Genomic DNA, 13925 nt, shown 5'->3' on the forward strand with positions numbered 1-13925 from the left:
TGCGGCGTTTCGGAGTAGTTTGCCGCGTTTTGTAGATGAATGCCGCGTTTAGAGAAGTTATGCGTTGTTAGAAGATTTAATGCCGCGTACGGAGAAATCATGTAGCTCTCCTACTTTTAGATCCATCGAACCGCGGAAGGTTATCTATAATCTGGCATTTCTCGCTCGCGCCAAATGGGTTTTGACAAATTAAAAGATTTGCTTTCAAGCGGTTTGCTGTGTTTGGACGCGTTATGCGGCGTTCTAAAGAAGTTTGCCGAGTTCTGTGGATTTTTGCCGTATTTTCGTGAAGTTTGCGGCGTTTGAAAGATTTATGCCGCGTTCAAAGAAAGTATGCGAATTTCGTTACTTATAGCTACCTGAACCGCGGCTGGTTGCCTTTTAACTTCAATGCCCAATCGCGCCGAATGGCTTTTGACAAACTAACGGTTTTTCTTGAAGACGGTTTGCTGCTACTCATTGAGTTATGCGGCGTTCTTCAGAAATTTGCCGCGTTCTGTGAATTTTTGCTGTGTTCTACGGAAGTTTGACGCGTTTAGAAGAATTATGCCGCATTCAGAGAAAGTATGCGGATTTCGTTTCTTATAGAGCTATCTGATCCGCGGATGGTTACTTTTCAACCTAATTTCCCAATCGCGCCTAATGGCTTTTGACAAATTGAACGATTTGCTGAGTAGGATGCATCCATAAAAAGCGCACACATCATTTTATAGACGTGTGCGCTTCATTGCTTCTAGCTTCTTTCTTGCTGTTCCCATTCTTCCCGCAAAATGCCCATGCGATACAAGTCTTCTTCTTTTACGGGTCGAATTGTGACACCGTCAGTTGTATACGTCAATCGTGTGCCTCCTTACGCCAACGCTTCAGTCAGTCGTAGTATAAAATTTCACAAATATTTTTTGAACCATCCTGTTAGTTCAGTTAACCGTTCAATCCGAAGATTTGGGATGCCGGTTCTCGGTAAATTGTGGTCTGCTTCCGGGAAACGAACGAACTCCGTCTCTTTCCCCATGCTCTTTAATGTAATGTACAGCTGTTCCGCTTGCTCAATCGGGCATCGGAAATCCTTTTCAGAATGAAGGATCAGTAGCGGCGTCTCAACATCTTTTGCATATTTTAACGGTGAGTGTTTCCATAACGTTTCCACGTCTGTCATATCTGCTCCATGTTCCCAATCTGTGAAATAGTAGCCGATGTCTGACACACCGAAAAAGCTGATCCAGTTGGAGATGGAGCGTTGTGTTGCGGCCGCTTTAAATCGATTTGTATGACTGACAATCCAGTTTGTCATAAAGCCACCATAGCTACCGCCAGTGACACCGAGACGGTTTTCGTCAATCCAACCATACTCAGAAAGTGCATAATCTACAGCTGCCATAATGTCTTTAAAATCATTGCCACCATAATCCCCACGAACCGCATCGACGAACAGTTGACTATAACTATGACTGCCACGTGGGTTCACGTAAAGTACCCCCCACCCTTGTGCAGCAAATAATTGCATTTCGTGGAAAAACGTATTGCCGTACATCGCATGTGGTCCACCGTGAATATTGACGACTAACGGATACTTTTTTCCCTCTTCAAAGCCGGCTGGTTTCATAATCCATCCGTGTACGTCCCAGTCCAACGCACCTTTAAAAACAATGGCTTCCGGTTCTACCAGCTCTACTTCTTGCACATATTGTTCGTTAAATGAAGTGAGGGCGACCCTCTCCCCGGTGGCGATTGTTTGCACATACAACTCGCCAGGATTCGTTGCATTGCTCACTGCAACGATGGCTGTCGCTCCGTCTTTTGTAAGGTCGTAACCGTAAATGTGTTCATTTTCAGGCGTCGCTGGATACAACTCGCCTTCCATCGTCCCGAAATACAGTCGGACATCCCCCATCGTAGAGAGTGGGAAGTACAGATGGTTGTCTTTCGTCCATACGACACTTGGTGCATTTGCGGCTTGTTGATGGTCAGCGACGGTATGGTCGCCAACAGGTGCATCCATACACTCCGTCACATTGATCCGATTCCCTCGTTTCGTATCATACACATACAGATTTGCGTGGGAAGCGATTTCAAATGTTCGGTCCGCGCCTACAAAAGCAATATAGTTATCGTCAAATGAAAAACAAGCTCCGCCATAATGGCCGTCCTCGTCAATGATAACCGTCTCTTCCTTTGTTTCAACGTCCACTAACAACAGTGGCGTGTGAAATGCATAATCCAAGTTCTCTTGTCGATTCACGCCAATGACAAGCTGTTTGCCATCGTTGGAAACTGCTTGCAATGAATATTTAAACGAGCCTTCCGTGAATTGTGTCACTTCTCCACTTTCAACATCAATTACCCCGACTTGCTGGAACATATCTTGCGGAACGAGTCCAATTCGATCCATTTTGTAGTTCATGTTCGTTATACGAACTGAATGCGGCCTGTTATCGTCATCCTTTTCCTCTTCATCGGTAAATGTTTTGCCTTCTTTCACAGGTGCATCGAACCAGATTTTCTTCCCACACGGTGCCCATCGATAGTTGGAAATGCCGTATGCAAAGGAAGTCATCTGCTTCGCTTCCCCTCCGCGGGCGGATAGGATATACAGTTGGTTCTTCTCTTCGCGATTCGCCAAAAAAGCGATTTGCTTTCCGTCCGCAGACCATTTTGGCAATGAAATACGGTCTGTCCCGTATGTCCATTGTGTCGTTTCTTTCGTCGCAAGGTCGATGTGGTAAAGGTTGGCGATGTATGTGTTTTTCTTCTCGTCAATATGCGTTTTAATGAATACCGCTTCGTTGCCATCCGGCGAGAGTTGTGGATCTGTAACGGATTGCAGTTGGAATAAGTCGGTCATTTCTACCTTTTTTGTCATGGTGCATTCCCCCTTTTCCGTACATATTTCGACACTCGGAGGATAGTTTCCTGCTTTGTCAGCAACTCTTTTCTGAAAAAGCACCGACATAGACGGATTGTGGGCGGAAAATTGTGTTGTCTTGTTGTTGTTCAATTGCATGTGCGGCCCACCCTACAATTCTTGCTACACTGAATGTCGGCGTGAATAGTTCTGGTGGCATGTCGATGGAACGCATGATGGCAGCAGCATAATATTCCACATTTGTATACAATTTTCGTCCAGGCTTATGCTTATCGAGCAACCTGATGATTTCTTTCTCTGCTGTCGTTGCAAGGTCGAGCCACGCATCTCTTCCAGACATGCTTAGGCATTTATCCCGCAGGATAACGGATCGAGGGTCTTCTGTTTTGTAGACGCGATGACCAAATCCCATAATCCGTTCGCCTCTACGCATTTTTTCTTCAATGACAGATTGAATATGTTCAGGGCTACCAATTTCATTTAGCAAATCAATGACGCCAGCAGGTGCACCCCCATGTAAAGGACCCTTCATTGTACCAATCGCTGATGTAATGGCGGCTGTCAGATCGGATTCGGTCGAAATCGTGACACGGCCAGCAAAAGTCGATGCATTTAAGCCATGCTCCATTGTTAGCTTTAAATAGGTTTCAAGCGCCTCCACATGCACTTCTGTAGGTAGTACACCTGTCAGCATCCATAAGTAATTGGCTGTATGATTCAAATTAGCATTCGGTTCGATAAGTTCTAGCCCTTGTTGGTTCCGATAATGGCGTGCAACGATGACTGGAAGTGCTGCAATTAGCTGGATTGCTTGTTCATTACTTGTTTTACGTACAAAATCGCGGTCACAAAATGCTGAAATGCCCGTTCTCATCGCATCCATTAATGAGACTTCTGAAGGGAGTGCATCAATGATTGCTTGTACATGTTGTGGTAACGTTCTATTTTGAAGTAACGCAGACTGGACTTCCTGTAATTGCTCTTGATTTGGACGTTGTCCGTTTAAAAGCAAGTAAAGGATTTGTTCAAATGAATGTTGGGTTACTAACTGTCCCACTTGAACACCTCTGTATTGCAATTCACCTTTTTCTCCATTGACATCCGCGATTTTCGTGTGCACGGCTACGACATCTTTTAATCCTTTTTGAAACATCTTCCATTCCTCCTTTTCTCTACTATACGCAATTGCTATAATTAGATAAATTGAATTCTATTAATCACTTTGATTAAAATTATTAATTAAGGAGTGGACGGTATGGATTACCAATGGTTACAGACATTCATTGCAGCAGCAGAAACGCTGAATTTCAGAAAAGCTGCGGAGAGGCGTTTATTGTCACAACCAAGTGTCACTGTACACATTCGACTATTGGAAGAGCATTTGAATTGTCGACTTTTTGATCGGATTAACAACCGCGTGACGTTAACGGATGCAGGAAAATTGTTTTATGAAGAGGCTTTGCACTTACTCCAATCCATGGAAGGTACCTTGCAGCGAATGAGTGCATTCACGCAAGGCTATCGCAGGAAGTGGACGATCGCTATCTCTCCCTTAATGGCTGAAACGATTTTGCCGTACTGCTTACGTACCTTCAGGGAGCGCTATTCTGATGTCGAGTTGACAATTCGTGTGGAGGACTCTGCACACATTGAGCGACTCGTCGAAAGTGGTGATGTGCATTTAGGAATTTCCGCGCTCGATGCAACTTTGAAAGGTTTAGAGTCCATCCGAATTTACGATGATCCTGTGGTTTTTATCTCCCCTAACGACCGATACGATGAAGAGAGCGGCCCACCAGTTGATGTTCGTGCCATGCTACAACAAAATGATTTACTTACGCATCACCACCCGGTCTATTGGGATCCATTGCTTGTCACCCTTAGCAAACATGTTCCTGGTGTTCGGACGATGAAAGTGACGCAAGCTCATATCGCTAAGCGTTTCATTCAAGAAGGCATTGGCATTTCATTTCTTCCTCACTCAATAGTGAGACGTGAGTTACTGGAAGGCCGTCTAATGAGACCCCATTTTGACTTATTTGAATTACCTACGGTGTCAACATTCCTCATTGTGAAAAATATTGGCGATTTAGAAGAGGCGTTCATTCAAGAAGTGTCCAGTTATTATTTTGGTTGAGAGATTGGTTTAGGAAGCAAGGGGGGCTTGTTTCTTTGTGTGAATGAGGTTATCATGCCCTATTGTTAAGCAATGCCTTTACTTTCTTGCTGGTTAAAGTTATTGGTGGCTTACGATTTAATACAATTATAATAAAATTTAAGCTATATGGGCTGATTAGCAACCAGCCGTGATAATGATGATTATTGAAATAGATGGTTTTTTTCACCAAGCCTTACTAACAGGTAGAAAGTGTTCTAAACCACAGTTAAGAAAAATGTATCTCCGAGCCCAAGAATTTACTTATGAGATAAGGGACCTTCCGCAAGTATTTTGTAGACTGTACCATTTTGACCAAATTCCTTATACAGAGGATATAACGGTTGATTTCATCGTAGATACTGATACGGATAGGATTTATTCACCTTATTTTTAAGCTATTAGGAAACATTTATATTAAAGGTTTCTTTTAATTTTAGTTGTATGTCAACATCATGTTTTTCTAAATTGATTAACAGTTTCGGTCTACTGCACTGGTAAATACTCCACAACCTGATCCGGTCTAAAATCACGTCTTTTTTTAGATCGAATAAATTACATGATATGGTTTGCTGCCTTTCGATATCTCTTCATTTTACAAAAACAAAGCGATTCCCTATTTTGGGACCGCTTCGTTTTTATTTTAAATTAAATTTCGAAATGGTTTGTTGCAATGTGTCTGCCATTGAGCTCAGGACGGCTGATGAGGCAGAGATTTCTTCCATGGTCGCACTCTGTTCTTCGGATGCGGCGACGATATTTTGGGCGTTTTCATCGGAGCGTTCGGATAATTGTTCAACTTCCGTAACAAGTTGTTTCACTTGTTGGATGCTTGTGTTAATGACATCGCTAATTGTTGCAATTTCTTGTGCTTGCGTGGAAACAGCTCCAACGTAGTAGTCGATTTCCTTGAAACTGTCACCTGATCGTTGCACTAATGTGAGCCCGTCATCGACGAATTCTTTTGACGTATCCATTGCTTGGATTGCTCCTTGCACTTCCTGTTGGATTTCTTCTATTAATTTTTGAATATGTGCTGCCGCTTCTCCTGAGTTGATTGCAAGTTTCCCTACTTCAGAGGCTACGACGGCAAAGCCTTTGCCGTGTTCGCCTGCTCGTGCCGCCTCGATGGAAGCATTGAGTGCTAACAAATTGGTTTGCCCTGCTATATTCGTGATGAGCGATACAATATTGCCAATTTCCGTTGATTTCGTTTGAAGTGAATGGACAACGGTTGACGTCTGTTCAGTTGATTGTTGGATATCACTCATTTTTTGGACCGTTGAAGCCATTCGCTCAGAGCCGTCTGTTGTCAGTTGTTTGGTCGTTAAGGCGAGTTCAGAAACTTGCTGAATCGACATCACTGCATCTCCTAGCTGATTTGTAATTCCATCAACAAGTTCGCTACTTGTATGAGCACTTTGCAATTGTGTTGCAACAACTTCTGATACATCAATAATCGAATTGGTGATTTGTTCTGATGCACGTGAAGACTCGTCTGCGCTTGATGAGAATTCCGAAGAAGTAGATGCTAACGTATCGACGTTTTCCGTCAGCTCTGCAATTAATTCGTTTAAATTCGTAAGCAACTGATTAAAATCATTGCCAAGCTGTCCAATTTCATCTTGTGATTTTACGACAATTGGTGCGATTGCTAAATCACCTGTTGCCATAGATTTGAAGCGGTCTGATAATGTGACGATCGGTTTCTTAATCGTGCGTAGCAAATAGCGAATACCAAAAATAGCAATGAGAACCGCTACAATTGTACTGATTGATAAAATGAGCAACACGGAATTGTAAAGCAATTGTCCTTCCTCTTCAATAGCGAGAAGCTCGTCATGGTGTAATTCACTCAATTGCTGCAACGAGTCTTCCATCGCATTCGCCATCTTAACTGCTTCATACGATTGTTGTGTCGCTTCCTGCACTTTTTTTGCTGCACTTAATGAAAGAATTGAATCAATTTCTTCTAAAAAGCGTTGCCATTCGTCAGTAACTTGTTGGAAGAGTTGCTGTTCTTGTTCGGAATTTAACAGCTCATTGTAAGCGGTCGCATTTTCTTCTACCTTTAAAATCTCTTCATCAATTTGGCGTTCGTAGTCCGCTTCAAAAGAGCGATCTTTCGATAACATATGCCTTTGTGTAATACTAATAACACTTTGAATCCCACTTTCAACATTTGTTTGCTTTTCAATTTTTTGAAACACATCATCGTTAATTGTTTTCGTGTTTTGATTCAACGTAAACGTACTCATGATGCCCGCAATGCTCATCCCGATAATTAAGACAATCATCACGGTAAAGATGGTAGATAGTTTTCTGCCTACAGTCCAACGCATGGTAGTTGCTCCTTTAATATGTATTGTACGTATTTTATCGGCTACTCTTCCTTCTCTCTTGAGTAGTGAATTTGGCATATTCCGTATTATCAATAAACAAAAGCCCTTCCTCACAATTTAAGGAAAGGCTTGTCTAGTTATATTTTCACTTGGTTTTTCAAAGAACGACGCAAGATTTTACCGGTCGTATTTTTCGGCAATTCATCCAAAAACTCAATGACTGCAGGTACTTTGTATTTGGCAAGTTTTTGTGTACAGAACTGTTTAAGCTGCTCTTCTGTCACTTGCGCATCTTCTTTTAAGACGACGAATGCTTGCACTTCTTCGCCAAAGTCTGGATCAGGCACACCGATGACTGCGGCTTCGGAAATTGCGGGATGAGCAAACAACACTTCCTCCACTTCACGCGGATAAACGTTAAATCCTCCGACAATTATTAAATCTTTCTTCCGATCGACAATGTAGAAATACCCGTCCTCATCTTGACGTGCCAAATCGCCGGTATAGAGCCAACCGTCTCGAATGATCGCGGCTGTTTCTTCAGGCATTTTGTAATAACCTTTCATGACATTCGGCCCTTTGACAATCAACTCGCCAACTTCTCCAACCGGCACTTCTTCCCCAAGTTCATTGACAACTTTGTTTTCGACATTGACGATATTCGTGCCAATCGAACCTGGCACGCGATCGCGGTCAAGCGGATTAAAGCAAGTGACAGGAGATGCTTCGGATAGACCATATCCTTCAGAAACACGCACGTCAAATTTGTTCTCAAAGTTGTGTAATAACGCAACTGGCAAGGATGCCCCGCCTGATATGGCTAATCGGACGGTCGCAAAATCTTCTTTCACAGCTGCAGGGTATTGATAAAGGAAATTGTACATCGTCGGTACACCCGCAAAAACGGTTGCCTGTTTTGTTTTGATTGTCTCGAACACATCACCCGGGCTAAAACGTGGCACGAGCAAAATAGTCGCTCCTTTTAGCAAGGGTGCATTGACGACAACTGTTAACGCAAATACATGAAAAACCGGCAACGTTGCGACGACACGGTCATCTTCTGAGAAACCTAGATAGTCTGCTACATCGCGCGCGTTTGAAAACAAGTTTCCATGTGTCAGCATCGCCCCTTTCGGCTGTCCTGTCGTCCCAGATGTATACAAGATGATAGCGGTTTCATTTTCCTCAACAGCAACCGGTTGAACATTTGGACGACCTGTCGCAATCACCGATGAAAACAGCTTTACTTTCGGCTTTACCGTATCAGGTAAAGCGACAAATCGTTGACCGACATCCTCGCTCACTTCGCAAATGATGAACTGCTCAATCGCCGGAAATCCTTGAACAGCTTTTTCGACTAACGGTAAAAGCGGATCGACCGCAATGACAACTTTCGCATCACTATTATGTAAGATATACGAAATCTCATCCGGTGAATAAATCGGATTAATCGGAATTGCCGTCGCCCCAATGCGCATCGTCGCATACAAGGAAATTAGAAAGTGTGGCGTGTTGCCCAATAAAAACGCAACATGGTCCCCTCTTTCAACCCCCAATCCTTGTAAAGCCGTTGCAAACATCGATACCGACTGGTCGAACTCTGCATACGATGTATCTTTCCCCATGAAGTGATACGCCGATTTCTCTGGCTGCAACTTTGAAGTTTCATAAACCTTAGACACCAAATTCATTTGAACCTCTCCCTTCCAAAAATATGAATGACCATTCATAAACCATCTCTATTATTATATAAGAAAAGTTAAAAGTTCACAATACTTTCGAATAATCTAGCGATAGGCAAGAAGTTCGATTTCTAGTCGATTGGTGGTTTGATATTTTGCAAAAATATCCTACTAGTTGGAATGAAGGTGTGAAGGGTTCATTGGAGAGGTGGCGATGAAATTAAAGGAAATGTTTGGCGAGGAGATACCAGCTTGTCGCGTAAAATATATCGTCCTCTCTACCTTCAAAAAAAATGAAAACACCAGGCTTTAGCCCGGTGTTCGAATATGTGCCAAATAGCGCCAACGAATTAAGTAGAAATAGACAATCTGCAAGAGCGTAAAACCGACCAACACCATTATAAGTTCCCGCACAATCGAGATTTCTGCAAGTGCGTCCCAGATGACTTGTAGCGATAAAAAAGCAAACGAACTATGAATTAACGCGACAGACCAAGGGATAAAGAATTGGGGAATGAGCTGCCGATTGACAATTTTTTTAAACTCTTTATCCGTAATACCCATACGCCGAAGTACATCGAATTGTTTGCGATCGCTATCCAGTGACGTATACAGACGGAAATAAATGAAACTTCCCGCTGCCAGAAGGAATACACCTGCCAACAACAAACCGATCAGGAGCAACAACGTAAACGTCGTACGCATGACAGAGTAATTCAATCCCGGGTTGTCAAAATAGAAACGTGGTGCATAGGTAGAACCCGTAATCATTGATTCGCCTAGAGCGTGGTTGATTGACAGTCCAATATTTTTCGTCTCCTGCCAATCCTGTATATCATACGCATGATAGACAAATGCCGGCTGGTCGACAAAACGGGCAATCGCTTCAAAATCTTCATTGCTAACTACGATTGCATTTGTCCCGAGCGCGTGGGCTGGGAACAACTGATAAGGATACGCCCCGTCAATCCGTTCTGCTACACCACTTTCTTGCAATACCGTCTCCACCGTCTGCTTGTTCAATTGTGCAAACGTAGACGCAGTTGGAGGTAGAAACAACGCTTCTCCTTTTGAAAGTTCGAGTGCTTGATTGCCAGAAGACTTCGCGAGTTTATTGATATCTGCGATTCTGACGATATTGACAGTAAACGCAGTAGCAGACGACTGCTGTTCCAACACTGGAAAACGAACGTGTGTATAGTCTAAACCATTGCTTTTTAAGTCTTCATGAATTTGACGTAGATGCTGATGCTCCAACTCGTTTCCCGGAAAACTCTTGTACACGAGACCAAGCGGATTCACTTCCCGGTATTGTGACGCGAATGAAGTAAGCGACGCCAAGATGCCGACCGACATGAAAGCGACCGTCGACACGATCGTCACAATAAAAAACATTCGTGCATTTTCTTTAATGCGAACGATCCCTTCCGATATGGCGAGCAGGCGAAAATGCCGCCAGTAAAATTCTTTCCGAAGCTTCAGGAGATGAAGAATGAGCGGCAACGAATCGGTAAAAAAGTAATACGTCCCAACAGTTGCTAAAGGTGGCAATAAAAAGACAAGCCCAATGACGATGCTATTAGACGTCAGCGCAGCCAATGTATAGGACATACCAAGCAACAGCACGCCGAGAATGCCACGCACTTTTGAAAAGCCCAATTTCTCTTTTTCATTCACTTCTCCACGAATCAACTCAAGCAATTGCCCCGTTCGAATAAAAACCGGTGCTACTAATGAAATAATCATAAACAAACTGAGAAATGCACCGACCGTCAACGCAAACGGTTTCCATGAAAAATACAAAGGCAAGTACGAAAACATGACAATTCGTTTAACGACCATAAAAAAGAATTTGGAAAACATGTACCCTAAAAATGTCCCGACACCAATTGATGCGGCACCGATCAAAATCGTTTCCGTAAAAATCAACCGATGCAACTGGCGTTTTTGCATGCCTAACTGTAATAGAATGCCAAACTCCTTCGTTCGTGCTTGAAGGAACGCGCGCATCGAATAAAACAAAAAGAAAACCGTAAATATGTATAAAATAATTTCGGCTGTCCCCATTCCGAGGAAAGCAATATCTTTTAACGCACTACTCTCAATGGAAGGATGGAAAAGCAGCATGGAATTCAGAAAAAAGACCATTACTGAAAATACACTCGCCATGAAAAACGCCGCGTACACACGCCGATTTCGCACTACATTCCGAAACGCAAATTGACGAAAAGTCATGCGCCTCCTCCTTTCCATTCCATTGATTATAACAACCGTAAATCGTTGACATTGCCGCCAAGCAAACTTAAAACGTTCAAAATTCGTTGGAAAAACGTTTGGCGTCTCTCATCTTTATAAATCTCATTGAAAAACTCACCATCTTTAATAAACAGCACGCGGTCACAATAACTCGCGGCTATCGGATCATGCGTCACCATAATGATTGTCGTCCGCTCATGTTCATTTATTTGACTGAGTAACTCTAGCACTTCTTTCGCTGAATTCGAATCCAAGTTGCCAGTCGGTTCATCCGCTAAAATGAGCTTCGGTTTGTGGATGAGTGCGCGGCAAATCGCAGTCCGCTGCGCTTGTCCACCGGATAATTCATCTGGCCGTCGGTTTAAAATATCCGACAAACTAAGTTGTTCCGCCAATTGATGAATACGTTTTTTCATTTCCATGACTGGCAAGCCATCTAACGTTAACGGCATGACGATATTCTCTTCCACCGTCAACATTTGAAGGAGATTGAAATCTTGGAACACGAAGCCTAAATTATGTCGCCGAAAGAGGGCAAGTTCATTCGCTTTCAACGTTTCGGGCTCGACGCCGTCAATGAGTACACGCCCATATGTAGGAATGTCAATCGTTGAAATAATATTTAGCAACGTCGTCTTACCACTTCCAGAAGGCCCCATAATGGCAATGAACTCGCCTTCCTCCGCTTCAAAGTCAAGACGGTTCAACGCCCGGTGCATCACTTTACTTTCATAAATCTTCGTCACTTGCGTCATTTCCACGATCGGTTTCTTCGTCATTCACTTCACCGCCTTCTCCGTTCATGAAAAGAATTTTCACGGATGTCCCTTGTCCAACTTCAGATTCGATCGTCAGTGGATGCCCAAGCTTCTCACACACTTCTTGAGCGATGTACAAGCCCATTCCCGTTGATTCGCCCGTCAAACGGCCGTTTTCACCTGTAAAAAATGCTTTTGTCACCCGTTTCAAATCTGAAGCAGGAATACCAATCCCTTCATCTCGGATCGTCAACGCAAAACCCTCTTCTGATTTTTCCAACGTCAAATAGAGGTGCTTCCCTTTTTCAAACGTATATTTCACAGCGTTCGTAATGAATTGCCCAATGACAATTTTCAGCCATTTCGCATCTGTCGCCACAACAATCCGTTCATCAATCGAAATGACGGGGTACACCCCATTCGTGATGAACAACCGTTTATGTTCCGTTACAATTTGTTGAATTAAACCCTTCAACCCGACCTGTTCGATTTGCATATCTTCTTCGAATGTCTCCAGTCGGGCATTGACAAGCACGGCATCCAATCCACGTTGCAACTTCTCGATTTCTTCCTGCACACTTCGCTTATCCAGCTCTCCGTCTTCCTGCAGCAACAGTCCAATGACCGAAATCGGCGTCTTCATCTGGTGCACCCATTGATTCATAAAATGCAGTTGGCGATGTTGTGATGCATACAGCGTTTGCACTTCATTTTGATACAAACCATATAAATCGCGCATGAATCGGGCTGACTCGATTTGTTCAGGCGTTTGCACTTTTCGAATAAGCGCATCCTCCATCCGCTTTGGCTTCTTCACAATCGTATTGTAATACGCCCGCCGCGTTATGAACTTCGCACCTAAAAACCCCGTCAGCAACATGATGCTCATAATAATTGAATAGATCGCTGTATTTATTCCACGAAACCCATCCAACCAATACAGTAATAGAATGAATGTCACAAGCAACATTTCAAATATGATCCACGACAAATATTCCTTCAAAAATAACAGGACTTGTCTCATAATTCCTCCGGCGCAGGCACGAATCGATACCCCGACCCTCGTACCGTCTCCACGACAGAGTGGACGCCATAGTCGACGAGCTTTTTCCGCACACGCGTCATATTCACATTCAATGTGTTTTCATCTACAAATGACTGGTCGTCCCATAACTCCTCCAACAACGTCTCTCGAGAAACGACTTTCGGCGAAGCATCCATTAACAACTCCAAAATGACACATTCCTTCTTTTGAAGGGGGATGACTTCATCTCGTAAATGCAACTCCATCCGTTCAATGTATAACGTTAACGATCCGAGCTTCACCGTCCGCTCCCCTTGGCTCGGCGCATACTCCCCGAACGCCCTGCGCAAATGACTCCGTATCTTCGCAAGGACGATTTCATAATGGAAAGGTTTCGTAATGAAATCATCCCCTCCATTCTCCAGCGCAAACACCTGATCCATATCCCCGGACCGCGCTGAAATGAAAAGAATTGGACACATTGTCTGTTGCCTCAACTGACGACACCAATAATACCCGTCATACGACGGCAAATTTATATCAAGCAAAATCATATGCGGATCGAACGCCCTACACTCCTCAACGACCGCATCAAAATCCTCCACAATTGCCACATCATACTGATACTTTCGCAACGTATCTGCCAACAACTGCGCAATCTTCCGGTCATCCTCAACAATAAAAATGCGATGGTTCACCATCCAACTTCCCTCCTCACATACAACCAGTATACCGTAAAACTGGAAAAACCGCAGAGCAAACCGTTTTGGGCAATCGCGTTATGATAACGTCTTTTCCGTACAACTAGCCCACCGCGTAAATCCCTAATTTGATAACCTCAACAC

At 43.5% G+C, this 13925-nt stretch carries 9 protein-coding genes; 1 reads left to right on the forward strand and 8 read right to left on the reverse strand.

Annotated features, from left to right (window positions below):
• Nucleotides 1–886: 886 nt before the first annotated feature.
• Complete coding sequence (locus tag ACVHUV_RS17535) at nt 887–2860, reverse strand: prolyl oligopeptidase family serine peptidase (RefSeq protein ID WP_462085473.1); 1974 nt, start codon at nt 2858–2860, stop codon at nt 887–889.
• A gap of 58 nt (nt 2861–2918) precedes the next feature.
• Entirely contained in the window at nt 2919–4016 is a 1098-nt protein-coding gene (locus ACVHUV_RS17540; RefSeq protein WP_462085474.1) for a citrate synthase/methylcitrate synthase, read from the reverse strand.
• Between the two features lie 102 nt (nt 4017–4118).
• Here ACVHUV_RS17540 and ACVHUV_RS17545 point away from each other — a divergent pair, with 102 nt between their 5' ends.
• Nucleotides 4119–5000 carry a LysR family transcriptional regulator gene (locus tag ACVHUV_RS17545; protein WP_462085475.1) on the forward strand — a complete coding sequence of 294 codons (882 nt, stop codon included), beginning with the start codon at nt 4119–4121 and terminating at the stop codon, nt 4998–5000.
• A gap of 656 nt (nt 5001–5656) precedes the next feature.
• Here the strand turns inward: ACVHUV_RS17545 and ACVHUV_RS17550 are convergent.
• The 6 genes from ACVHUV_RS17550 to ACVHUV_RS17575 all read right to left on the reverse strand — a co-directional run bounded on the left by ACVHUV_RS17550 (nt 5657) and on the right by ACVHUV_RS17575 (nt 13781).
• Nucleotides 5657–7360 (reverse strand): methyl-accepting chemotaxis protein, encoded by a 1704-nt coding sequence (locus ACVHUV_RS17550; RefSeq protein ID WP_462085476.1) that lies wholly within the window; start codon nt 7358–7360, stop codon nt 5657–5659.
• 137 nt (nt 7361–7497) lie between these two features.
• On the reverse strand, nt 7498–9051 hold the full coding sequence (locus tag ACVHUV_RS17555) for a fatty acid--CoA ligase family protein (RefSeq protein ID WP_462085477.1): 1554 nt from the start codon (nt 9049–9051) through the stop codon (nt 7498–7500).
• A 300-nt stretch (nt 9052–9351) separates the two neighbouring features.
• A complete protein-coding gene (locus tag ACVHUV_RS17560; RefSeq protein WP_371389135.1) occupies nt 9352–11277 on the reverse strand; it encodes an FtsX-like permease family protein in 1926 nt (641 codons plus the stop codon).
• Between the two features lie 26 nt (nt 11278–11303).
• Entirely contained in the window at nt 11304–12077 is a 774-nt protein-coding gene (locus ACVHUV_RS17565; protein ID WP_371389134.1) for an ABC transporter ATP-binding protein, read from the reverse strand.
• Complete coding sequence (locus tag ACVHUV_RS17570) at nt 12028–13080, reverse strand: sensor histidine kinase (protein WP_462085478.1); 1053 nt, start codon at nt 13078–13080, stop codon at nt 12028–12030. Before ACVHUV_RS17570 ends, ACVHUV_RS17565 begins: the two co-directional genes overlap by 50 nt.
• Nucleotides 13077–13781: a response regulator transcription factor gene (locus ACVHUV_RS17575; protein WP_371389132.1), complete on the reverse strand. Its 705-nt coding sequence runs from the start codon at nt 13779–13781 to the stop codon at nt 13077–13079. The genes ACVHUV_RS17570 and ACVHUV_RS17575 overlap by 4 nt, the downstream gene beginning before the upstream one ends.
• Nucleotides 13782–13925: the final 144 nt, after the last annotated feature.

This window comes from Sporosarcina saromensis (assembly GCF_054901285.1).